Source organism: Streptomyces sp. NPDC001204, from assembly GCF_053598035.1.
On the sequence record NZ_JBSFJL010000006.1, the window covers coordinates 172980 to 195290 of the forward strand.

Consider the following 22311-nt stretch of genomic DNA (forward strand, 5'->3'; position numbering starts at 1 on the left):
GAGCCGTACCGCCAAGGAGTTCACCCCGTGATACCGAGATGGCCGGCGCCCTCGCGGCGCCGCACCCCGTCAGGCAGACGCGTCGCCGCCGTCACCGCGGCCGCGCTCGCCGCAGCGCTCGTCCCACCGCTCACGGCGCAGGCGGCCGGAAAGCCGCCCGCGCCGCCCTCGGACGCGAGGCTCGCCGCCGAGCCGGCCCGGCACGACGCGACCCGGGAGCAGTTCTACTTCGTCCTGCCGGACCGTTTCGCCAACGGGGACACGTCCAACGACCGGGGCGGGCTGACCGGTTCACGGCTCGCCACCGGCTACGACCCCACCGACAAGGGTTTCTACCAGGGTGGCGACCTCAAGGGCCTGACGAACCGGCTCGACTACATCAAGGGCCTGGGCACCACGGCCATCTGGCTGGCGCCGATCTTCAAGAACCAGCCCGTGCAGGGGACCGGCAAGGACGCCTCGGCCGGCTACCACGGCTACTGGATCACCGACTTCACCCAGGTCGACCCGCACTTCGGCACCAACAAGGACCTCTCGACCCTCGTCTCCAAGGCACACGCCAAGGGCATGAAGGTCTTCTTCGACGTCATCACCAACCACACCGCCGACGTCATCGACTACGAAGGCGGCTCCCACGAGTACCTGTCCAAGGGCGCCTTCCCCTACCTGACCAAGGACGGCCGGCCCTTCGACGACGCCGACTACGCCGACGGCACGAAGAAGTTCCCCGCCGTGGACGCCTCGTCCTTCCCGCGCACACCGGTCGTCCCGGCCGCCAAGAAGAACGCCAAGGTCCCGTCGTGGCTCAACGACCCGGCGATGTACCACAACCGCGGCGACTCCACCTACACCGGCGAGAACTCCACCTACGGCGACTTCTCCGGCCTCGACGACCTGTGGACCGAGCGCCCCGAGGTCGTCAGCGGCATGGAGAAGATCTACCAGCGCTGGGTGAAGGACTTCGGCGTCGACGGCTTCCGCATCGACACCGTCAAGCACGTCAACATGGAGTTCTGGACCCAGTGGGCCACGGCGCTCGACACCTACGCCGCCGCCCACGGCCGTAAGGACTTCTTCATGTTCGGCGAGGTCTACTCCGCCGACACCTCCGTCAACGCCCCGTACGTCACCGAGGGCCGCCTCGACGCCACGCTCGACTTCCCGTTCCAGGACGCGGCCCGCTCCTACGTCTCCCAGGGCGGCAGCGCGAAGAGGCTCGCGGGCGTCTTCGGCGACGACTACAGGTACACGACCGACAAGGCAAACGCCTACGAGCAGGTCACCTTCCTCGGCAACCACGACATGGGCCGCATCGGCCACTTCCTGGAGCAGGACGACCCGAAGGCGACCGACGCCGAGATCCTGCGCAAGGACGAGTTCGCCAACGAGCTGATGTTCCTCAGCCGCGGCAACCCCGTCGTCTACTACGGCGACGAGCAGGGCTTCACCGGCTCCGGCGGCGACAAGGACGCCCGCCAGACCATGTTCGCCTCCAAGGTCGCCGACTACCTCGACGACGACCGGATCGGCACCGACCGCGGCCACGAGAGCGACGCCTACGACACCACCGCGCCGCTCTACCGGCAGATCGCCGGCCTGGCGAAGCTCCGCAAGGACAACCCGGCCCTCACGGACGGCGTCCAGACCGAGCGCTACGCGGCGGACGGGCCCGGCGTCTACGCCTTCACCCGCACCGACGCCCGGACCGGGGCCGAGTACGTCGTCGCCTTCAACAACGCGGGCGGGGCGAGGACGGCCACGTTCGCCACCGGCTCGGCGCGGATGACGTACCGCGGGATCCACGGCACCGAGGCGGCCGTGACCTCCGGCGCCGACCGCAGGGTCACCGTCACCGTCCCGGCCGGATCCGCCGTCGTCCTCAAGGCCGCGGGCGCCCTCGACCGGCCCGCCACCAAGCCGGCCGTCACCCTCACGCCGCCCGCCGCCGGCGCCACCGGCACCGTCGAGCTGAGCGCCGACGTCACCGGCGGGCAGCTCAACCGGGTCGTCTTCGCCGCGCAGACCGGGAACGGCCCCTGGAAGGTGCTCGGCTCCGCCGACCACGCCCCCTACAAGGTCACCCAGACCCTGGCACGGACCGTCCCGGCCGGCACCGCCCTGCGCTACAAGGCGGTCGTCGTCGACTCCGCCGGCCGCACGGCGAGCGCGACCGCGGACTCCACCTCCGGCACCCCTCCGGTCCCGGAGGTCCCCACCGCCTCCTCCCGCGACTACGCGGTCGTCCACTACAAGCGCGCCGACGGCGACTACGCGAACTGGGGCCTGTACGCCTGGGGCGACCTCGCCGACGGCGAGGCGACCACCTGGCCGAACAGCCACCCCTTCACCGGCCGGGACGCCTACGGCGCCTTCGCCTACGTCAGGCTGAAGCCGGGCGCCTCCGACGTGGGCTTCCTGGTCATCGACAAGGACGGCAACAAGGACGTCTCGGCCGACCGGTCCATCGACGTCACCAGGACGGGCGAGGTCTGGATCGAGCAGGGCAAGGAGGACGTGCGGACCTCGCGCCCCGAGTATCCGGCGCAGGACCCGGCCAAGGCCGTCATCCACTACCACCGCGCCGACGGGAACTACGACGGCTGGGGCCTGCACGTGTGGACCGGCGCCGCCGACCCCACCGACTGGTCGAAACCCCTCCAGCCGGTCAAGACTGACTCCTATGGCGCGGTCTTCGAGGTACCGCTCACCGATGGTGCCACCAGCCTCGGCTACATCATCCACAAGGGCGACGAGAAGGACCTGCCCGCCGACCAGTCCCTGGACCTCAAGGCGGCCGACGGCCACGAGGTGTGGCTGATGAGCGGCCAGGACAAGCCCCTGCTGCCGCAGCCCACCGGCGGCGCGGGCGCCCTCGACCCGACCACCTCGAAGGCGGTCTGGATCGACCGGGACACGGTGGCCCTCAAGGGCGTGGAAGGCGCCGCCTCCACCCAGCTCGTCTACTCCCACGACGGCTCGATCACCGTTCAGGGCGGGACGCTGACCAGCGACGACGAGCGGTGGCTGCGGCTGGCGAGGACCACGCTCTCCGACGCCCAGAAGGCGAGGTTCCCGCACCTGAAGGACTACCCGGCCTGGTCCGTCGACCCGCGCGACCGCGCCCGCGTCCGCGAGGCCCTGCGCGGCCAGGTCGTCGCCTCCCAGCGGGCGGCGAACGGCGCCGTGCTCGCGGCGACGGGCGTCCAGCTCGCGGGCGTGCTCGACGACGTGTACGGCACCTCGGCCGCCAAGGCCCAGCTCGGCCCCGTCTTCCACCAGGGCGTGCCCACGCTGAGCGTGTGGGCGCCGACCGCGCAAGGCGTCGCCCTGGAACTGGACGGCAAGGCGGTCGCCATGCACCGCGACGACACGACCGGCGTCTGGTCCGTCACCGGCCCGGCGTCGTGGAAGAACAAGCCCTACCGGTACGTCGTGACGGTATGGGCGCCCACCGCCGGCAAGGTGGTCACCAACAAGGTCACCGACCCGTACTCGGTCGCCCTCACCGCGAACTCCGAGCGCAGCCTCGTCGTCGACCTCGACGACCGGGCGCTGGCCCCGAGCGGCTGGTCGGGCCTGGCCAAGCCCAAGGCCGTACCGCTCAGGGACGCCCAGATCCAGGAGCTGCACATCCGGGACTTCTCCGTCGCGGACCGGACGGTCCCGGCCCGGGACCAGGGCACCTACCGGGCCTTCACCGACAAGAACAGCGACGGCTCCCGGCACCTGCGCGAGCTGGCGAAGGCGGGCACGTCGTACGTGCACCTGCTGCCCGCCTTCGACATCGCCACCATTCCGGAGAAGAAGGCCGACCAGGCGACCCCGGACTGCGACCTGGCCTCCTACCCGGCCGACTCCGAGCGGCAGCAGGCGTGCGTGGCGAGGACCGCCGCGCAGGACGCCTACAACTGGGGCTACGACCCCTACCACTACACGGTCCCCGAGGGCTCCTACGCCACCGACCCGGACGGCACGGCCCGTACCGTCGAGTTCCGGCAGATGGTCAAGGCGCTCAACCAGGACGGGCTGCGCGTCGTCATGGACGTCGTCTACAACCACACGGCCGCCGCCGGCCAGGCGGACACCTCCGTGCTCGACAGGATCGTGCCCGGCTACTACCAGCGGCTCCTCGCCGACGGTTCGGTGGCCAACAGCACCTGCTGCGCGAACACCGCGCCCGAGAACGCCATGATGGGCAAGCTGGTCGTGGACTCGGTCGTCACCTGGGCGAGGCAGTACAAGGTCGACGGCTTCCGCTTCGACCTCATGGGCCACCACCCCAAGGCCAACATGCTCGCCGTCCGCGAGGCGCTCGACGCGCTCACGCTGAAGAAGGACGGCGTGGACGGCAAGAACATCATCCTGTACGGAGAGGGCTGGAACTTCGGCGAGGTCGCCGACGACGCGCGGTTCGTCCAGGCCACGCAGCGGAACATGGCGGGCACGGGCATCGCGACCTTCTCCGACCGGGCCCGTGACGCGGTCCGCGGCGGCGGCCCCTTCGACGACGACCCGGGCGTCCAGGGCTTCGCCTCCGGCCTCTACACCGACCCCAACTCCTCCGCGGGCAACGGCAGCAGGGCCGAGCAGAAGGCCCGCCTGCTGCACTACCAGGACCTGATCAAGGTCGGCCTGAGCGGCAACCTCGCCGCGTACCGCTTCACCGACACCAGCGGCAAGGAGGTCACCGGCGCCGAGGTCGACTACAACGGCTCGCCCGCCGGATACGCGGGCGCCCCCGGCGACGCCCTCGCCTACGCCGACGCGCACGACAACGAGTCGCTGTTCGACGCCCTCGCCTACAAACTGCCGTCCGCCACGAGCGCGGACGACCGGGCCCGGATGCAGGTCCTGGCGATGGCGACGGCCGCGCTGTCCCAGGGGCCGGCGCTGTCCCAGGCCGGGACCGACCTGCTGCGCTCGAAGTCCCTCGACCGCAACTCCTACGACAGCGGCGACTGGTTCAACGCCATCCACTGGAACTGCGCCGACGGCAACGGCTTCGGCCGCGGGCTGCCCATGGCGGCCGACAACCAGGACAAGTGGCCGTACGCCAAGCCGCTGCTCACCTCCGTCGCGGTGGGCTGCCCGCAGATCCAGGGGACCTCGGCCGCGTACCGGGACCTGCTGCGCATCCGCACCACGGAGCAGGCCTTCTCCCTGGCCACGGCCGCGCAGGTGCAGCGGAATCTGTCCTTCCCGCTGTCGGGCGGCGACGAGACGCCCGGCGTGATCACCATGAGGCTCGGTGACCTCGTCGTGGTGTTCAACGCCACGCCCGAACGGCAGCGGCAGCGCGTCGCGGAGCTCGCGGGGACCGGCTACCGGCTGCACCCGGTGCAGACGGCGGGCGGCGACCCGGTGGTGAAGACCTCGTCGTACGAGAGGGCGACCGGAACGTTCACGGTCCCGGCGCGTACGGTCGCGGTGTTCAGGAACTAGCGCGGGTCCCCGGTCGACCCGGAACAGGAGTGCTCATGCCGCAGATCACCGTCGACTACTCCGAGCGGCTGGCCGACGCCTTCGACCGGCGTGCCTTCGCGCGGGAGCTGCACGACCGCACGGTCGAGATCGCGGCCGCCAAGCCCCCGGCGTGCAAGACGCAGTTCCGCCGGACCGATGACACCGTCGTCGGTCCGGACACCGAGGGGCACGCGATCGTGCACGTCACCATCGGCCTGCTGGCCGGCCGCACCGACGAGACCAAGGCACGCCTGACGGAGGCGGTCCTGGAGGCGCTGCGGCAGCATGTGAAGCCGGTCGACGGCCTGGCGCTGCACGCGTCGGCCGAGGTCCGCGATCTCGACGCGTCATACCGGAAGTTCGACGCCTAGCAGCGGTTCCGGGAAGCGGCGCTAGGAGGCGAGAGCGACGAGCCGGCCGACCAGGTCCAGGAAAGGGCCGTCGGCCGGCTCGTCCCTGAAGACCTGGCGCATGAGCGCGCCCATCTCCTCGTCGTGGGCGGCGCTGACGGCGACCAGCGCGCCGAAGTCGTGCACGAGCTGGACCTCCAGCTCGGCGCGCGGGATGCGCCGGCCGTCCAGCCAGATCAGCGCCGTCGACTCCGCGAGCGAGATCCACGAGCGGACGGCCAGCTCCAGCCGGGCGGGCGGCTCCTCGACCCCGAGATGCGAAAGGATCTGGTCGTACGCGGCCTGCCGGACGGAGTCGATGAGCGCGTTCGTCGTCGACGATCCAACAGCGGGGCCGCCGCGCATCAGCGCCGAGAAACCGGGTCCGTGCTCGTCCACGAAGTCGAAGAACCGGCGCATCACCCGCAGCAGCCGCGCCCCCAGCGGGCCCTCGTGCGGCTCCGCGAACCGGCCCGCCAGATCGTCCGAGGCACGCTTCAAAGCGGCCTCGTACAGGCTGAGTTTGCCCGGGAAGTAGTGGTAGACCAGCGGGCGCGAGATGCCCGCCGCCGACGCTATCTCGTCGATGGAGACCTCGTCGGGCGAGCGGCGGCTGAACAGTTCGAGGGCGACGGCGATCAACTGCTGCCGTCGTTCCTCGACTCCCATCCTGCGGCGAACCCCGGTAGTCATACGAACACCTTACCGATCGATTCCAGCCCCGAACGGACCGGACAGGATCGACCGCGGTGTTCGGCCCCGGGACGTCACACCCTCCCACGCCGGCCGGTCACTTCTGGCGCAGCACGTCGACGGACCCGCCGTCGTCCAGCGTCCCCTTCAGGTCGGCCTGGGCGCCCTGCCTGGCCCGTACGGCGAGCAAGTGGCCCTGGGAGGAGGCGCTGACCCCGCCCGTGGCGCTGATCGAGGCGGTGTCCCGGTCGCCCGCGGCGAGCAGGTACCAGGTGCCCGCCTCCGACTTCCACAGCACCCCGGCCAGCACGTGCGGATCGCGGGTGCCGCACGCGGGGACGTTCTCGGCCTTGGCCGCGACCGCCGCGTACTTCCCGCCGGGGGTGCGGAACTGGGCCAGCACCCGGGGCCCGTCGCCCCGCCAGGTCTCGGCCCGGGTGCACACCCACGCGGCCGTGCCGGTCTCGTCGGGCAGGGGCTGCTCGGCGTACTGCCAGGCGTTGACCGACCGGACGCCCTGTGCGCGCACGGAAGCCAGTGAGCAGGCCAGCGGTGCCCAGGCGCGCAGCCCCGCCGCTCCGGACGCCTCCTGCGGGGCGTCCGGGCGGCCCGTGGTGAGGCGGGCGGGGGCCAGCTCGCCGAGATCGGCCAGGACATGGGTGCCGGGTTCGCCGGTCAGCTGGAGCACGTTCCACGAGGTGCAGGCGCCGGTCCGCTGGACCGGGCTGGCCAGCGGCCCGGTGACCCCGTCCGTGATGCCGAGGTCCATCGCCCCGGCGTCCGGCTTGAGCAGGTCCCGTTCGGCCGCCGACTTCACCCAGGGTGCCGTCAGATAGCGGACGTTGCCGTCGGAGCGGCCCAGCACCACCGCGCTCGCCTCCGCGCCGGCGGCGCCGTCGACCCGGGCGAAGTCGAGCGCGGCCCCGGCCGCGGAGTCCTCCGGCTCGGCGTAACGGGCGATGCGCAGGCCGTCGTAGAAGAGCACCACGCGCGCGTTGTCGACGTCGCCGGCGTAGAGCAGTTGCGGCGGTCCGGCGGGGCCGCCCGAGGCGGTGCCGGGGGTGGCCGAGACCCGTACGGAGTCGCCGGGGCGGGCCCAGACGGCGAGGGCGCGGCGCAACAGGGCCGTGTCGCCGGCCCGGTCGCCGCGGGCCGGCCACACGGAGAGGTCCAGCCGCGCGGAGGTCCGCCAGGCGGTGGGGGCGACCCTGGTCAGCCTGCCCGGGTCCAGGGCGGCCTCGGCGGACGGGTTCTGCGCGTAGGCGGGCGCGGCGGCGCCGTCGGGGCCCCAGCCGCCGCCCGGCAGGGCGATCAGCGCCCCGCACACGGCGAGGGCCGCCGCCGCGGCGAGCGCGGCCCTGGTGTGCTGCCTGCGCCGCTTCAGGTCGGTGGGCCGGGCCTGCAACGAGCAGGGGTCGAACTCGGGGGAGCCCAGGAGCGCGTACTGGGCGGGCAGGCGGTCGGCCTGGCGCAGCGCTGCGACCGGGTCGGCCACGCCCGCGGCCTTCAGTACCTCCCGTACGGCGGGGTCCGGGAGCCTTTCCAGGCCGCGCAGGACGTAGGCCGCACGGGCCGGCCCGGACAGGGTCGCCAGCCTCTGGTCCAGGGCGAGTTCGTCGGCGCCGCCGGTGTGCGGGAACAGGCGCAGGCCCCACACCAGGGGCATCAGCGGCGGCAGTTGGGCGCGTCCGGGCCGGATCCGGCGCCTGAGCGGGCGGCCCGCCCCCAGCGCCGTGCGGATCACCTGGAGGCGGACGAAGGCATAGCCCGGGTCGGACTCGCGGCCGGCCGACTGGGCCGGGATCACGGACGCCGAGGACCGGCTGCGCGGCAGCGCCCGCTGTGCCAGCGCGTGCGCGGTCAGCACGCGGCGGCCCCGCCCGAGTCCGGGCGGCAGCACCAGATAGGCGAGCCGGACCAGACGCGGATAGTGCTCGACGAGCGCGGCCTCGGCCCGCTCGGCATCGACGACCGGCCCGGGGGAGGACTTGTGGCGCGGGGCGACATGCTGTGACTGCACGTCCGGGCAAACGAGCGAGCCGGTCCTTGGTCACACCGCCGCCCGGCGGTCTCAGCCCTCCGGCTCGGCCAGCAGCCGGGCGTAGTTCGCCATCGAGCGCTGGTAGCGGGGCAGATGGGGCGCGAGGGCGCCGAGGACGAGGGACAGGCCCTCGCGGTCGCGGCCGAGACCGGACAGGCACAGGGCCAGACACGCCCGGACGGCGTCGTCCAACTCGTCCGAGGGTGCGTCCAGTTCGGGCGTGAGCAGCTTGACGCCCTCCTCCGGATGGCCGATGTTCCGCAGTGAGCTGGCCAGTTGGATCCTGGTCCGGCGGCCCCGGTAGCCGCTCAGCCCCCGCGCCAGCGCCTCCCGGTAGAGCGGCACCGCCCGGTCCGAGTGGCCGGTGGAGTCCCAGGCGCAGGCCTGCTCGAACGGGCCGAGCGGGCTGCCGTCCGGCAGTTCGGCGACGAGCGCGTCGATCAGTGCCCGGAACGCGGGTGCCTCGTCCTCGGAGTAGTCGTCGAAGCGGGCCCAGGCGGCGGCCACGCGGTCTTCCCAGTCCTGGTTCACCGGCTCACGCTCGCACACGCGTGCAGGTGGCGTCCACCCGATTGAGCGCTGTGCGCGCCGGAGCCGTATCGAAGGGCGGCCCCTGCCGGGGTCCGGTGCGGCATGCTTGTGGCTCGTGCCGCCGGGAACGGAGTGCCGGAAGCGACCGGAGGAACAGATGAGGGTGACCCGACCGATGCTCGCGGTGGCCGGTGCCGCGGCGGCACTGGCGCTGACGGGGTGCGGCTCCGGTGACGGTGCGGCGGCGAAGGTGCCGCCGACGGCGACCGGCAGCCTGGAGAGCCTGGCCGCCGAGGTGAAGTGCGAGCCGGACATGCAGACCGACGCCGACACCATCCGGCAGGCGATCTGCGCCAACTCCACCGGGAAGTTCGTCCTCGCCACCTTCGCCACCGACCGCGGCCAGCGGGAGTGGATCGACGACGCGAAGGACTACGGCGGCTCCTACCTCGTCGGCCGCAAGTGGGTCGCCGTCGGCGACAGCGGCGTGGTCACCACGCTGCGCGCCACCCTCGGCGGTGACGTGGAGACGGGCAAGGACCACAGCGCCCACAGCGCCCACGGTGCGCACAGCGGCTGAGCGGCCCCGTTCACGGGCACACACGGCGAAGGCCGGCGGCGGGATCTCCCGCCGCCGGCCTTCTTCAAGAGGTCACCGGGCCAGTGTCACCGGATCAGGGCGTCACTTGCAGTTCCGGCCCGAGTTGAGGCAGTTGGCGATCTTGTTCGCCAGGCCGCCGGTCGTGATGTTGATGAAGTCGTCGTGGTCGGTGGCCGCCTTGTGGAGCTGCTCGGGGAAGCCGTCGACCGCGTAGGCGTTCTTCACCGCACCGTTCTCGATGGTCGGCCGCGGCACGTCGTAGACCAGGCGCATCGTCAGCTGCGGGATGGCCTTGAAGCCGCTGGGGCAGTTGCCGCGCTCGTCGGCGAAGGCGATGTGCGTACGGTGGTTGGCGCTGTCGGTGTTCTGCCCGTCCCAGCAGCTCTGGAAGGCGAACGTGCGGACCATCCTGCTGCCCTCGGGGCAGATCGGGTACTGCTCCGTCAGCTGGACCTTGTTCTCGAAGCCGGTGCAGCTCCAGTGCGCGTTGGCGTTGGCCAGACCGTTGGTCGTGGTCTTGGCGTCACCGGTGATGATGCGCAGGAACTGCGGCATGGCGACGACCTTGCCGGTCGGGCTGCCGACGTACTTGATCTGCGCCTGGAGGGGCTTCAGGATCCGCCCGACGTTGCCCTCCTTGCCACCGCCGTCCGCGTCCTGGTCGAAGTCCTGCGAGCCGTCCTGGACCCGGACCACCGGCCAGTAGTACGACGACAGGTCGTTCTTGTTCTGGCAGCTGGTGCCGCCCTGGAGGAACGTGTCGTTGCTCGCGAACGCGTCGATCTTCTGGTTGCCGACGTAGTCGTGCAGGTGGTGGGCGCCGTTGGCCACACCCGGGGCCACGATCACGTTGTCGGTGTTGTGGTTGCCGTTGGCGTTCACACCGCAGCGCGTGGTGAAGGTGCCGTTCGAGGCGTTGCGGCTCTTGCGCGGCTTGGCCTTGACGTTGGGCTGGACCGTGGTGATGTCCACGAAGTCCGCGGCGACCGGGCCGTTTCCGGCCTGACCGCCGATGCCCTGCTGCCCGTCGTCGCCGCCCTGCTGACCGCCGTCGTTCTGGCCGCCGTTGTCCTGGCCGCCGTCGTTCTGGCCGCCGTTGTCGCCCTGCTGCCCGTTGTCCTGGCCGTCGTTCTGCCCGTTGTCCTGACCGCCCTGGCCGTCGCCCGCGTCCGTCTGGTTCTGCTCGGCGGGGGTGCCGGTGCAGGGCGCCATGTCGTCCAGGTTGCCGGGGGTCTGGCCGCCGGCCCGGTTGATCTCCAGCTTGATCCGGTCGAGGATCACCTTCCGCCGGTCCTTCAGCGGGCCCAGGATGGAGTTCTGGACGAAGCTCGCGTCCCTGGTCTGCGCGTCGCGCGTGGTGGCCAGCCGCTGGTAGGCCTCGGTGATCTGCTGGTCGAGCGTGGCGAGTTCGCCGTCCACCTCTCCACGGGCCTGCTCCGGCACGGCGGTGAGCTGCTGGCCGACGTCAGGGCACTTGATCGTCACGACCTGCGCGTTGACGGCCTTCGTCCGGTTGCCTCCCCACGCGTCGTTCTTCGACTCGTGCGCGGATGCGTAGTAGTTCGCCCAGACAAGCCCGCCCCCACCGAGCGCTAGGGCCGCCGCCCCGGCTATGGCCTTGGTGGCCAGCGGCATTCGGCGTTTGCGTGTGTTGCGTCCCATGGAACTCCTCTGACTTCCTTGCGGGGCAGCATCGAGGCGCCCGACAGGAGTGAAGCGGCTCCCATGGATACGGACACGGTCCCGGACGTGTTCAGCCGACTCACGAATTCATTCGCGATCCGTGGATCAATCGGGCCGCAACTGCCGCTTTTCCACCGGCAGTTGCGACAACGCAGGCCGAGACCCGGGCCTCTTCGGCCCGAGGAGCGCCTACAGTCCGAGCACCTTCGCCTCCAGGGCCGGGTCCACACCGACCGGAGGCCGGCCCGGCCGCTGGGGCGCCGTACCGCCCAGGCCCTGGAGCCAGGTCCAGGTATCCGCGACCGTCTCGTCCACGGGACGGCAGCGCAGACCGGTCGCGAGGGCCCGGCCGACATCGGCGCCGTGCAGCGCGTCGTGGCCCTCGCTGCCCGGTGGCGTCCACACCGGCAGCTCCGTCCAGGGTTCGATGCCCGCGGCGAGAATCGTCCCCGGATCGGTCCAGCGCAGCTCGGCGCCGGCGCCGGTGGCCCGCACGCAGGCCTCCAGCAGCTCGCCCATCGTCGCGTGCCCCCGCGGGCTGATCATGTTGTACGGCCCGCTCAGCTCCCGCTCCACCGCGCCGAGGATCCACGCGGCGAGATCGCGGACGTCGATGTACTGAAGGGGCAGGTCCCGCGGACCGGGCGCCAGCACGGGGCCGCCCCGCGCGATCCGGTTCAGCCACCACGGCAGCCGCCCGATGTTCTCGTGCGGCCCGAGGATCAGCCCGGCCCGCACGAGCACCGAGCGGTCGGCCCCGAAGGCCTCCACCGCGGCCAGTTCGGCGCCCCGTTTGTCCCGCGGGTAGTCCGTCCGCTCGGCGCCGGCCTCGGCGCCCTCGACCAGCGGCGCCGCCTCGGTGTAGCCGGCGGGCGGGGCCCAGGCGTACACCGAGCAGGTCGACACGTACACGTACCGGCCGGCGCGGTCCCGCAGCAGCCGCGCCGCGTCCCGGACCGCGCGGGGCGCGGCCGACCAGGTGTCGACGACCGCGTCCCACGCGCCGTCCGTCAGGGCCGCGAGCCCGTCGGGCGCGGTGCGGTCGCCCTGCAGCGACCGCACCCCGGGGACGGGCGCGTGCCGCCCCCGGTTCAGGACCGTCACATCCCAGCCGCGCCCGGCCGCCGCCTCGGCGACGGCCCGCCCCGCGAACTCCGTACCACCCAGCACCAGAAGTCTCATACCGGTGACTGTGCCCGTCAGGGCCGTGGCAGGGAACGGGATTCTGCCTTCGGCAGAGATCAACGCCCGGTCGGCGGAGCGTATTTGTAGCCTACGCGGCGTACGGTCTGGATCGTCCGGCGGTGCTCGGTGCCCAGTTTGCGGCGCAGCCGGGCGATGTGGACGTCGACGGTGCGGCCGTCGCCCACGTGGCCGTAGCCCCATACCGTGGTGACCAACTGGTCGCGGGTGTGCACCCGGTGCGGGTGGGCCACGAGATGGGAGAGCAACTCGAACTCCAGGTAGGTGAGGTCGAGTTCGCGTCCGTCCACCTCCGCGATCCGCCGTACGGGGTCGATGCGGACGAGTGCGTCGCCGGCGCCGGGCGCGGTCTCGCCGGCCGCCCCGGCCTCCGGGTGGTCCGGCACCGCCACCGGGAGGTGCGGCGGCTGCTGGTCGGCGGGCACGAGCACCAGGTAGCCGACCATCGGGGGCCGGCCCGGCAGCCTGGGCAGGGCGTGCTGCGGAGCCGGCAGCCAGGTGGCGCCGGGCGGCAGGAGATCGGCGATCTCCACGACCTCGTCCCGGTCCACGGCCCGCAGCCGGTGCCGTGCGGACGCGGGGGAGCGGGAGGAGACGGGGGCGGGAAGGGCGGTGTCGGTCAGAGAACGCGTGGTCGCCATGACAGGTCAGCTCTTTCGCGGGAGAGGTTCGTCGGGGGACCGACGGCCGCGAGTTCGTGGTCGGCGCGTCGGGGACGTACGTCGTTCCGCGCTGGCCGGAGGCCGGGGTGTACGGCTTTACCGGGCCCGCGCGCTCGGCGCGCGGCAACAGAGCCGGTCGAAGTCGTGGTGCTGGCGGGAGGGCCAGAACGGCTCCAGGTCGTCGCGACTCGTCGCGACGCACTTCCGGAAGCCGACCATGCCCCCATTGAAGCAGACACCGTGCCCGGACAGGAGCCTCTGCTCGCCGCTTCTCACTGCGCGGACACCTCCCCGGTGGGAAGCCGGCGCCCCGCGGCCGCGCCACCCGTTCGGATCAGACCTGCCCGGCCTTCTCCAGGGCGGTGCAGCAGGTGTCGATCAGCAGGCGCGTGACGACGTACGGGTCGACGTTGGCGTTCGGCCGGCGGTCCTCGATGTAGCCCTTGCCGTCCCGCTCGACCTGCCACGGGATGCGGACCGAGGCGCCGCGGTCGCCGACGCCGTAGGAGTACGCGTCCCACGGGGCGGTCTCGTGCAGGCCGGTGAGGCGGTCGTCGATCCCGGCCCCGTAGTTCTTGACGTGGTCCATCGGCCGGGAGCCCTCGCCGAGCGACTCGCACGCGGTGATGATCGCGGCGTAGCCCTCCGGGCCCTCGCGCATCGCCCTGGTCGAGAAGTTGGTGTGGGCGCCGGCGCCGTTCCAGTCGCCCTTGACCGGCTTGGGGTCGAGGGTGGCGGAGATGCCGTGGCCCTCGGCGGTGCGGTAGAGCAGCCAGCGGGCCACCCACAGCTGGTCGGCGACCTCGAGCGGGGACAGCGGGCCGACCTGGAACTCCCACTGGCCCGGCATGACCTCGGCGTTGATGCCCGAGACGCCGAGCCCCGCCGTCAGGCAGTTGTCCAGGTGCTCCTCGACGATCTCCCGGCCGAAGATCTCGTCGGCGCCGACACCGCAGTAGTAGCCGCCCTGCGGGGCCGGGAAGCCGCCCTCGGGGAAGCCGAGCGGGCGGTGGCCGTCGAAGAAGGTGTACTCCTGCTCGATGCCGAAGACCGGCTCCTGCGCGGCGAACCGCTCCGCGGCCTCGGCCAGCGCGGTCCGCGTGTTGGACGGGTGCGGGGCGAGCGTGGTGTCGAGGACCTCGCACAGCACGAGGACGTCGTCGCCGCCGCGGATCGGGTCCGGGCACGAGAAGACCGGCCTCAGTACGCAGTCGGAGGTGCGTCCCTCGGCCTGGTTGGTGGAGGACCCGTCGAAGCCCCAGAGCGGCAGTCCGGCGCCCTTGGCGTCGTCGCCGAGGATCTTCGTCTTGGAACGCAGCTTGGCCGTCGGCTCGGTGCCGTCGATCCAGATGTACTCAGCCTTGAAGGTCACGGGCCACATCCTCCGGGGTCTCACTCGCGCGCGCCCACGGGCGGCACGGCGCCGCGGCACGGTGCGCCGCGGCGGCTGTTCAGCAGCGTGTCAACGGGCCGTTTCCCGGCCATTGCCCGAATGTGAACCCTGTGTTACCCGGCACCGTTGTGGCGCGGTTCACGCGGTACGGGTGAGGGCCCGCCTGCCCCCGGCCGGGAGCAGGCGGGCCTTCACCCGTGGAGGTGGGTGTCAGCCCACCTTCTCGATCACCGCGCGCCGGATCAGGAACTTGCCCGGCTCCCGGACCTCCTCGAAGGCCGCGTCGTTGAGCAGGACGCAACTGCCGGAGACGGACGTGACCTTCACCGTGGTGGACTTGTTGTTGTCCAGGTTGGTGACCTTCAGAGTGGTGCCCGCCGGGAACTGGTTGCTGGACGCGGCCGGTGCGCCGCCCTCGCCGGAGAGCGTCACGGTGGAGCCCTGGCACACCTGCTGGCCGGACGCCGCGACGCCGCCGCCGGCGTTCCCGGCCGCACCGTCTTGCTGCCCGGCCTGCTGCCCGTTCTGCTGACCGGCTTCCTGGCCGTTCTGCCCCTGCTGCCCGGCCTGGGAGTCCTGAGCCGACTCCCCCACCGTGCACCCGGACGCGGCCTGCTTGCGCTTGATCTCCTCGATGACCGCCTCCCGGTTGGCGATCCGCGCCTCGGACAGCGCGTCCGGGTCGGCCCGCTGGCCGTCGATGAACTTCTGGTTGTTGCCGAGGGCGGTGGCGAGTCCCTGACAGACCGTCGAGTCCGCGGCGGACAGGGTTCGCGGGGCCTCCGGCTGCGCGGCGTTGGACGTGGCGGCCAGGGCGAAGGCCCCGCCGCCCGCCACCGCCGCGGCCGTGACCAGCAGCGCGACCTTCTTCTTCGTGCTGACAGTGCGCCTACGCGACATGCGCGCCTCCTGAAGGGGTGGGGGAGCGTACGCCGCTAGGTACGAGATGCCGAACGAGGTTACTCAGCGGTTGCGGTGCCAGTTGAAGTGACCTGCGTCACGCGGGAGTTGGCGGCGCCGTGCGCCGGGTCACGCGGCACTCACCCGCGTCCGAGCGCGTCCCGCACCGCTTCCTCGGTCCGGGCCACGACCGCCGTGCCGTCGTCGGCCGTGATGATCGGGCGCTGGATCAGCTTCGGGTGCTCGGCCAGCGCCGCGATCCAGCGCTCGCGCGCCCCGACGTCCCGCGGCCAGTCCTTCAGCCCGAGCTCCTTCGCCACGGCCTCCTGCGTCCGTGTGATGTCCCACGGCTCCAGCCCCAGCCGCCCGAGCACGTCCCGGATCTCCTCCGCGGTCGGTACGTCCTCCAGATAGCGGCGCACGGTGTACTCGGCACCCTCGGCATCGAGCACCCCGACGGCACTGCGGCACTTCGAGCAGGCCGGATTGATCCAGATCTCCATGCGGCCACGGTACGCGAAGCCCTCACGAGTGCCGCGGCCTTCTTCCGCTCGGCTCGTCGCTCTCGGCGTCGTCCAGCCACAACCACTCCTGGCGCCGCATGCGGGCGCGGACCGCAGCGTCGCCTGGTGCAGGCCGAGATCCCGGCCGGTCTCGGGAAGCTCACCCACGCCGACCTCGAACCCGGTATGCATGAGGTCAGCGCATTCCGACCGCGCCGCCATCGCGGCGACCTGGCTCTCGTACTTCAACAGGTGATCGACTTGCCCATCTCGCACGACCACGTCCGCAGCACCGTCACCGGCTATCTCGGCGCCCACCCCGAGGACGAGTCAGAGCTGGCCGTCATCCAGGACCTCCTCGACAACGGGGCCGAGCCGACCTCGCGCAAGGAGTTCCAGGGTCACGCCACCGCTGGGGCGGTCCTGATCAACGATGAGGGGCTCGTCCTTCACATCCACCACCTCGCGCTCGGCAAATGGCTGCTGCCCGGCGGTCACCTGGAGGAGCGGGACACCACGCTCCGGGAGGCGGCTCTGCGGGAGCTGACCGAGGAGACCGGCGTTCGGCCGGAGACCGCCGCCCCGGCCGGCGACCTGCCCGTGCACATCGACATCCACCGGATCCCGGCCAACGACGCCAAGGGCGAGCCCGCTCACCGGCACATCGACTTCCGGTACGTCTTCCGGACCGGCATCGGCAGCCATCTGACGCTGCAGGAAGAGGAAGTCACGGGCGCGGCCTGGCGGCCGGTCGACTCGATCGCCGACGAGACGCTCCGCGAACGCGTCCGCACCGTCCTCTCGGAGACCACGGCGCCCACCACCTGACTCCCGCCAGGACGCCCCCACTCGCTGACCCCGATCGCCTACCCGCCAGGGCGATCGGGGCCAGTCGGTGTCTGGAGCGGCAGGCCGGGCCCGGAGGAGGCTCCGGCCTCCACGTGGACCAGTTTCCGGGGGTGGCGCCCCGCCAGGCGCACCCTCGATCCCGACGCGCTGCCCGGGGCTTTGCACCTCACAGTCCGGCCGCCTCGACCAGTGATGCCCACTCGCCCTCGTCAAGATGAAGGCCGGCCAGCAGTTCGTCGTCGGCCAGCAGACGCCCCACCCATGCCGCGTCGGCAACGAATGCCGCTCGGCAGACGGCCCGTTCAGGGTGGTCGTTCTCGGGGCCGCTGACCGCCAGGTCCCACGCGTCGGCGGGGTCGGCCGGTGCGGAGAGGGCGGCGGCTACGAGCACGAGCCCGAACAACTCGTTCCGGCGTGGGATCGATGGATCGGCGGTCAGTCTCAGCAGGTACGGGACGACCGCCGGCATCGTCGCACTGATGGACATCGGCCCTGACATCACAAGCCGGTCCAGTGCTCGTTCGGCCATCTCGGCCGCGTCGGGATCGAGCAGCCCGCGCAGGATGACCGGGACATCAACCGGGCAGCCGGGAATGGACGACCACTCCACGTCCTCGCACCCTTCCAGTGCCGGATGCGGAGATGCCTCGTGCCTCAGGTGCGGATAGGCCGCCGTCAGGGCCGCTGTCGCGGTCACCGCTGCGGCCTCGTGATCCACTTTGCACACCAGCGTGCCTCCCATCCGCCCACTGGCGCCGTACCCGTGCGACAGCGCCCCCAGCGCGCCCCGCCGTCGCAGGGCCTCACCTCGGGAAGCCGCGATGAGGCCCCGAGCAGCTCTGTGTGGTGTTCCGACTCCGTGGCCTCCGGCCGCGGAGCCTCCGCAAAAACCCGTTGGCGGACCACGGCGACCACTGCTACTTTTCCGGAGGCCGTGCGAGAGAACAAGGAGGTGGTACCCGTGAACGTATCGACATGGGTGCTCCCCTCCGGGGTCACGGTCGGACGATAGGTCGTCCGGGAGCGCCGTTCCAGAGCACTCCCGAAAGGCACGACCATGCAATTCACTTCCGAACAGCGCCTCGACGACGGCGTCCTCGAACGCGAATTCACCCTCGGCGAGATCCCCGGCACCCTGTGGACGCCTGGATCCGCACCGGCCCCGCTGATCCTGATGGCCGGCAACAACGGCCTGCCCAAGGGGGAATCCCGGCTGGTGGCCCGGGCCCGGCACGCCGCGGCGCACGGCTACGCGGTGGCAGCCATCGACGCCCCCGGGTGCGGTGACCGGCCCCGTTCCGCCGCCGACGAGCAGGCCCGCGCCGAGCTCCGCCGCGCGATGCAGGCCGGCGATCCGGTCGATGAGATCTTCGAGTCCTTCATCGGCCCGCTGGTCGAAAAGGCGGTCCCGGAATGGCGGACCACCCTGGACGCCCTCCTTTCGCTGCCCGGGATCGGCGGCCCGGTCGGGTACTCGGGGTGGACCGCCGTCGGCATTCGGCTGGCCGTCCTCGAGCCGCGCATCGCGGCCGCCGGCTTCTTCGCCGGGGGTTACGTGCCCCGCGCCCAGCGCGAGGAGGCCCGGCAGGTCACCATTCCACTGCTGTTCCTGCTGCAGTGGGACGACGAAGGGAACCCCCGGCAGCGGGCCCTGGACCTGTTCGACGCCTTCGGCACCAAGGAGAAGACGCTGCACGCCAATCTGGGCGGGCACACCGGCACCCCGTGGTTCGAGGTGGAGGACGGGGCCCGGTTCTTCGGCCGGCACCTGAGGTGAGGCCGGGCCGCCAGGCCTGCAGCAGACGGTGAGCGGTGTCGGCCAGGACGCCGCTCATCGGGGACGGGTCCCGGCTCACCTCGGCTCGCTGCACCACGGGCCCCTGCCAACTCGGCAGGGGCCCGCGCTGCTTCCCGCCCCCGCACGATCAACTTCATGCAGAGAAGTCTTCCTGACGGGGTGGGCGGTGGAGCCTTCGCTGCCACGCCGAGCGGTCCTGTTCGAATTGCCGCCGCCTCACACACATCTCGCACACCTGGTGTGACACGGCGCCAATTCCCTTGTTCACCTGGACCTTTGTGGGGTCTGCGGACTCCCTGAATGTCAGTGCCGGGCAGTAAACTTGAAGCAGTGTTCGAGAGCGTCGCCGGAGTCCCTTCGAGGCGCTCCCACCGCGACAGGAGGATGCCTGTGGCCGCTGCCGCACTGAAGCCGAAGCCGTTGCCGACCCAGTCCACCGCGAAGCGTCCCGTCCTGCTCGACCTCCCCTACGAACCCGTGGCGAAGCGGCCGTTGCCGCCGGGGCGTCCGCGTGAGTGGTACGTCATCCACAACCGCCGACTGAAGGCGATGCGGCTCGCCATCGCCCTGCTCGACTCGGGCGTCTACATGCCGCACCAGGCCCGCGACGAGACGATCCGTTCCATAGCCCAACTCATCGGAGTTCACCCGCCGTCGAACACGACGTGTCACATGGTGCGGGCGCTGATGCGGTACTCGCGCTGACCCCGTGACGCCGGGCACCCCGCGCCCGCGGGGCGCCCGGAACCGCCCACGCCACCGCCTACGCCGCCAGTTCCTTCTCCAGCGGTGTGCGGAAGCGAGGTGTGACCCGCGTCGGGCCGAGCCGGCTCCCCAGCTCCCGAGCCTGCCGGGCGATCGCCGCCTCCGCGTCCGCGCCCACCCCTTCCCGGTCCAGGATCCGCCAGACGATCTCACCGTCGGGCCGCTGGGCCCAGGCTCCGACGACCCGGCCGTTCCACCACACCGTCGGGCCGACGTTGCCGCTGCCGTCGAACAGGGCCGGCCGCAGCCCGGGCGCGAGGTACCAGTCCCGCTGCTGCCAGCCCATCGCCGTGGGGTCGAGGCCCGGCAGCAGGGCCGCCCACGGTTCGGCCGGGCCGGCCACCGGGGCGACGTCGTCCTCGGTGACGTACGCCGTGCCCTCGTCCACCCTCACCTCGCGCGCCCCCGCCGCGGCCAGCGCCCGCCGCACGTCCGTCACCCGCCATCCCGTCCACCACTTCAGGTCGGCCTCGGTCGCCGGGCCGCAGGCCGCGAGCCAGCGGTGCAGCAGGTCGCGCTGGGCGCCGGCGACGTCCAGCTCGGGATGCTCGGGTGCGAGGGCCCAGCGGAACTGCGTGGACGTCCAGGAGCCGAGCGGCCGGCCCCGGACCACCTTGCCCTCCACACCCAGGACGCGCAGCAGCCGCGAGGAGACCGTGTGCACGCCCTCGTAGCTCTTCCCGGCCGCGTACGCGAACTGCTCCCGCAGCCGCGGCTCGTCCTGGGCGAGCTCGGTGGCCGTGGCCTGCCCGCGGCGGGCCAGCGCGGCCAGGGTCGACTCCTCGACCTCCTTCAGCCAGGCCGCGTCCGGCGCGCCCGCCTTCGCCATGTCCTTCAGCAGGGCGGCGCGGGCGCGGGCGGCGACGGCGATGCCGGTCGAGGCGTGGACGACGGCGGTCAGCTCCGCCGGGAAGACGAAGACGGTGTGCCGCATGCCGTGCATCCGCACCAGTGTGCGGTCCTCGTAGAGCGCGCGCTCGGTCTGCGGCACCGTCCCGGCGGGTTCCGCCAGGCGGGCGCCCACGCCCAGGTACACCGTCGCCGGGTCCGTTCCGTGCAGTGCCACCAGCGCCCGAGCCACCTCCTCCGGTGTCCCCGCCCGCGTCCCTGCGGTCAGCCGGTGCCGCAGGGCCAGTCTGGCCCGCCGCTCCACCACGTCGATGTACCGGGGCTCCTCGCCCATGAGACCTCCGCCCGTAGTAGTGCCTGACGGCATCCTGCCCGACACCACTGACACCGGGCCCTCGTGCTGAGGAGTTCCGCAGGGGCCGGAGAGGCCGGAGGGCCTGTGAGCGGGGTCGCTCACAGACCTCACTCACAGGCCGGGGGCGCCCCACACCGGGAACCAGCGGCTCAGGTCCGGCTCGATACGCAGATCGTCGGCCAGGGCCGCCTTCACCCGGAGTTCCAGCGGGTTGTCGCGCCGCTGCGCCTGGCCGGCCAGCGGCGCGAACGGGTAGAAGGTGCCCCGCTTGTACAGGTACACCAGCGCCAGCCGCCGGTCGGCGTCGTCGTGGAAGCCGGCCAGGGAGCACAGGAGCTGAGGGCCGAAGCCGTTGACCTCCATCGCGCTGTTCACCGCGTGCAGGTCGTTGACCAGCTCCGGCAGCCGGTCGGGGGTGCGGCGGGAGACCAGCCAGGAGTAGCCGTAGGAGTCCTGGGACAGCTCCACGGGCGGCCCCCCGCGCTCGGCGTCGGCGTCCAGCAGGGCCTGAACCTCGCGGTGCGTCTGCTCGAAGGCGGCTCCCTCGACCGTGGCGAAGCACACCGCGCCCTGCCCGGTCGAGGTGAAGCCGGCCGCCGCCTGAAGGGTGATGGCCGCCGACGGCAGCGCGAACAGCTGGTCCAGGTCGGGCAGAGCGGGTTTGGTACGGCCGAGCAGAATGTCCAGGAGCCCCATCCTCAGCCCGCCTTCCCCGGCGTCGCGGCCTCGCCCAGCTCGGCGGAGATCTGCGCCAGCTGCTCCAGCCGTCGCTCCAGGCTCGGGTGGGTGGAGAACAGCCGGGAGATGCCGGGCTCGGAGCCCAGCGCCGGCGTGAAGTAGAAGGCGTTGAAGGCCTGTGCGGTGCGCAGGTCCTCGGACGGGATCCGGCCGATGTCACCGGTCACCTTGGTGAGCGCGGAGGCCAGCGTCGAGGGCCGTCCGGTCAGCAGCGCCGCCGAGCGGTCCGCGGCCAGCTCCCGGTACCGGGACAGCGCCCGGATCAGCAGGAAGCTGATCGCGTACACGGCCGCCGAGACGCCCATCACCATGGCGAAGAGGACGAGGGTGTTCTGGTCCTTGCGCCCGCGCCCGCCGAACAGCTCCGAGTAGAAGGCGAACCGTACGACCAGGCCCGCTACCACACCGAGGAACGAGGCCACCGTGATCACGGCGACGTCCTTGTGCGCCACGTGCGACAGCTCGTGCGCGAGCACGCCCTCCAGCTCGGCCGGTTCCAGCCGCCGCAGCAGCCCCGTGGTCACGCACACCACGGCGTTGTCCGGGTTCCGTCCGGTCGCGAACGCGTTCGGCATGTCCATGCTGGACACGGCGACGGCCGGCTTGGGCATGTCCGCCATGGCGCACAGCCGGTCGACCACCGCGTGCAGTTCGGGATACTCCTCCCGCTCCACCACCCGGCCGTGCATCGCGAACAGGGCGATCCGGTCGGAGAACCAGTACTGGGCGGCGAGCACACCGGCCGCGATCACCACGACCAGCACCCAGGACTTCAGCAGCACGATCAGCACGGCCACGAACGCCACGTACAGCAGCCCGAGCAGGAACAGCGTGACCCCCATGCGCACGGTCAGCCGTCGGTCGCTCCGGAAGCGGCTCTGCATCTTGCATCACC

19 protein-coding genes are annotated in these 22311 nt (G+C 72.0%); 6 read left to right on the top strand and 13 right to left on the bottom strand.

Features of this window, described 5'->3' with window-relative positions; genetic code table 11:
* Positions 1-27 precede the first annotated feature (27 nt).
* Together pulA and ACWC91_RS11155 are read left to right on the top strand one after the other, a co-directional pair.
* Positions 28-5442, top strand: a complete 5415-nt coding sequence (gene pulA, locus ACWC91_RS11150; protein WP_450643235.1) for a pullulanase-type alpha-1,6-glucosidase — start codon at positions 28-30, stop codon at positions 5440-5442.
* 35 nt (positions 5443-5477) lie between these two features.
* Positions 5478-5834, top strand: a complete 357-nt coding sequence (locus ACWC91_RS11155) for a 5-carboxymethyl-2-hydroxymuconate Delta-isomerase (protein WP_225074388.1) — start codon at positions 5478-5480, stop codon at positions 5832-5834.
* Between the two features lie 21 nt (positions 5835-5855).
* On the opposite strand, the gene ACWC91_RS11160 is transcribed toward ACWC91_RS11155, so the two are convergent.
* The 3 genes from ACWC91_RS11160 to ACWC91_RS11170 all read right to left on the bottom strand — a co-directional run bounded on the left by ACWC91_RS11160 (position 5856) and on the right by ACWC91_RS11170 (position 9117).
* Complete coding sequence (locus ACWC91_RS11160; protein ID WP_225074387.1) at positions 5856-6545, bottom strand: TetR/AcrR family transcriptional regulator; 690 nt, start codon at positions 6543-6545, stop codon at positions 5856-5858.
* Between the two features lie 97 nt (positions 6546-6642).
* Positions 6643-8565 carry a hypothetical protein gene (locus ACWC91_RS11165; RefSeq protein WP_225074386.1) on the bottom strand — a complete coding sequence of 641 codons (1923 nt, stop codon included), beginning with the start codon at positions 8563-8565 and terminating at the stop codon, positions 6643-6645.
* Positions 8566-8616: 51 nt separating this feature from the next.
* Positions 8617-9117, bottom strand: a complete 501-nt coding sequence (locus ACWC91_RS11170; protein WP_225074385.1) for a tetratricopeptide repeat protein — start codon at positions 9115-9117, stop codon at positions 8617-8619.
* A 157-nt stretch (positions 9118-9274) separates the two neighbouring features.
* On the opposite strand from ACWC91_RS11170, the gene ACWC91_RS11175 reads away from it, so the two are divergent.
* Entirely contained in the window at positions 9275-9697 is a 423-nt protein-coding gene (locus ACWC91_RS11175) for a hypothetical protein (RefSeq protein ID WP_225074384.1), read from the top strand.
* A gap of 102 nt (positions 9698-9799) precedes the next feature.
* On the opposite strand, the gene ACWC91_RS11180 is transcribed toward ACWC91_RS11175, so the two are convergent.
* The 6 genes from ACWC91_RS11180 to ACWC91_RS11205 all read right to left on the bottom strand — a co-directional run bounded on the left by ACWC91_RS11180 (position 9800) and on the right by ACWC91_RS11205 (position 16062).
* Positions 9800-11380: a DUF1996 domain-containing protein gene (locus ACWC91_RS11180; protein WP_450643234.1), complete on the bottom strand. Its 1581-nt coding sequence runs from the start codon at positions 11378-11380 to the stop codon at positions 9800-9802.
* Between the two features lie 210 nt (positions 11381-11590).
* A complete protein-coding gene (locus ACWC91_RS11185) occupies positions 11591-12583 on the bottom strand; it encodes an NAD-dependent epimerase/dehydratase family protein (RefSeq protein WP_281155491.1) in 993 nt (330 codons plus the stop codon).
* 59 nt (positions 12584-12642) lie between these two features.
* Positions 12643-13245: a winged helix-turn-helix domain-containing protein gene (locus ACWC91_RS11190; RefSeq protein ID WP_281155490.1), complete on the bottom strand. Its 603-nt coding sequence runs from the start codon at positions 13243-13245 to the stop codon at positions 12643-12645.
* A gap of 355 nt (positions 13246-13600) precedes the next feature.
* On the bottom strand, positions 13601-14638 hold the full coding sequence (glnII, locus tag ACWC91_RS11195; RefSeq protein ID WP_450640129.1) for a glutamine synthetase: 1038 nt from the start codon (positions 14636-14638) through the stop codon (positions 13601-13603).
* A 231-nt stretch (positions 14639-14869) separates the two neighbouring features.
* Positions 14870-15559, bottom strand: a complete 690-nt coding sequence (locus tag ACWC91_RS11200) for a hypothetical protein (RefSeq protein WP_450640128.1) — start codon at positions 15557-15559, stop codon at positions 14870-14872.
* 140 nt (positions 15560-15699) lie between these two features.
* Positions 15700-16062 (bottom strand): arsenate reductase family protein, encoded by a 363-nt coding sequence (locus ACWC91_RS11205; protein ID WP_225074378.1) that lies wholly within the window; start codon positions 16060-16062, stop codon positions 15700-15702.
* Between the two features lie 126 nt (positions 16063-16188).
* On the opposite strand from ACWC91_RS11205, the gene ACWC91_RS11210 reads away from it, so the two are divergent.
* Positions 16189-16890 carry an NUDIX hydrolase gene (locus ACWC91_RS11210; protein WP_450640125.1) on the top strand — a complete coding sequence of 234 codons (702 nt, stop codon included), beginning with the start codon at positions 16189-16191 and terminating at the stop codon, positions 16888-16890.
* Positions 16891-17077: 187 nt separating this feature from the next.
* Here ACWC91_RS11210 and ACWC91_RS11215 read toward each other — a convergent pair whose 3' ends face one another.
* A complete protein-coding gene (locus ACWC91_RS11215; RefSeq protein WP_450640124.1) occupies positions 17078-17653 on the bottom strand; it encodes a hypothetical protein in 576 nt (191 codons plus the stop codon).
* A gap of 315 nt (positions 17654-17968) precedes the next feature.
* Here ACWC91_RS11215 and ACWC91_RS11220 point away from each other — a divergent pair, with 315 nt between their 5' ends.
* Together ACWC91_RS11220 and ACWC91_RS11225 are read left to right on the top strand one after the other, a co-directional pair.
* On the top strand, positions 17969-18688 hold the full coding sequence (locus ACWC91_RS11220) for a dienelactone hydrolase family protein (RefSeq protein ID WP_225074376.1): 720 nt from the start codon (positions 17969-17971) through the stop codon (positions 18686-18688).
* A 411-nt stretch (positions 18689-19099) separates the two neighbouring features.
* Positions 19100-19414 carry a hypothetical protein gene (locus ACWC91_RS11225; RefSeq protein ID WP_225074375.1) on the top strand — a complete coding sequence of 105 codons (315 nt, stop codon included), beginning with the start codon at positions 19100-19102 and terminating at the stop codon, positions 19412-19414.
* Positions 19415-19472: 58 nt separating this feature from the next.
* Here the strand turns inward: ACWC91_RS11225 and ACWC91_RS11230 are convergent, their stop codons facing one another.
* From ACWC91_RS11230 to htpX, 3 genes are all read right to left on the bottom strand, one after another.
* A complete protein-coding gene (locus ACWC91_RS11230; RefSeq protein ID WP_450640123.1) occupies positions 19473-20657 on the bottom strand; it encodes a winged helix DNA-binding domain-containing protein in 1185 nt (394 codons plus the stop codon).
* Between the two features lie 132 nt (positions 20658-20789).
* The gene (pspAB, locus tag ACWC91_RS11235) at positions 20790-21374 is read right to left on the bottom strand and encodes a PspA-associated protein PspAB (RefSeq protein WP_225074373.1); all 585 of its coding nucleotides are present in this window, start codon (positions 21372-21374) and stop codon (positions 20790-20792) included.
* Between the two features lie 2 nt (positions 21375-21376).
* Positions 21377-22300 carry a zinc metalloprotease HtpX gene (htpX, locus tag ACWC91_RS11240; RefSeq protein ID WP_225074372.1) on the bottom strand — a complete coding sequence of 308 codons (924 nt, stop codon included), beginning with the start codon at positions 22298-22300 and terminating at the stop codon, positions 21377-21379.
* Positions 22301-22311 lie beyond the last annotated feature (11 nt).

What these genes read in the sequence shown, in the direction of transcription:
- ACWC91_RS11155 (WP_225074388.1), top strand. Translation starts at nt 5,478, where the DNA reads ATGCCGCAGATCACCGTCGACTACTCCGAGCGGCTGGCCGACGCCTTC.
- ACWC91_RS11160 (WP_225074387.1), bottom strand. Translation starts at nt 6,545, where the DNA reads ATGACTACCGGGGTTCGCCGCAGGATGGGAGTCGAGGAACGACGGCAG.
- ACWC91_RS11175 (WP_225074384.1), top strand. Translation starts at nt 9,275, where the DNA reads ATGAGGGTGACCCGACCGATGCTCGCGGTGGCCGGTGCCGCGGCGGCA.
- ACWC91_RS11180 (WP_450643234.1), bottom strand. Translation starts at nt 11,380, where the DNA reads ATGGGACGCAACACACGCAAACGCCGAATGCCGCTGGCCACCAAGGCC.
- ACWC91_RS11185 (WP_281155491.1), bottom strand. Translation starts at nt 12,583, where the DNA reads ATGAGACTTCTGGTGCTGGGTGGTACGGAGTTCGCGGGGCGGGCCGTC.
- ACWC91_RS11190 (WP_281155490.1), bottom strand. Translation starts at nt 13,245, where the DNA reads ATGGCGACCACGCGTTCTCTGACCGACACCGCCCTTCCCGCCCCCGTC.
- ACWC91_RS11200 (WP_450640128.1), bottom strand. Translation starts at nt 15,559, where the DNA reads ATGTCGCGTAGGCGCACTGTCAGCACGAAGAAGAAGGTCGCGCTGCTG.
- ACWC91_RS11205 (WP_225074378.1), bottom strand. Translation starts at nt 16,062, where the DNA reads ATGGAGATCTGGATCAATCCGGCCTGCTCGAAGTGCCGCAGTGCCGTC.
- ACWC91_RS11215 (WP_450640124.1), bottom strand. Translation starts at nt 17,653, where the DNA reads ATGGGAGGCACGCTGGTGTGCAAAGTGGATCACGAGGCCGCAGCGGTG.
- ACWC91_RS11220 (WP_225074376.1), top strand. Translation starts at nt 17,969, where the DNA reads ATGCAATTCACTTCCGAACAGCGCCTCGACGACGGCGTCCTCGAACGC.
- ACWC91_RS11230 (WP_450640123.1), bottom strand. Translation starts at nt 20,657, where the DNA reads ATGGGCGAGGAGCCCCGGTACATCGACGTGGTGGAGCGGCGGGCCAGA.
- pspAB (WP_225074373.1), bottom strand. Translation starts at nt 21,374, where the DNA reads ATGGGGCTCCTGGACATTCTGCTCGGCCGTACCAAACCCGCTCTGCCC.
- htpX (WP_225074372.1), bottom strand. Translation starts at nt 22,300, where the DNA reads ATGCAGAGCCGCTTCCGGAGCGACCGACGGCTGACCGTGCGCATGGGG.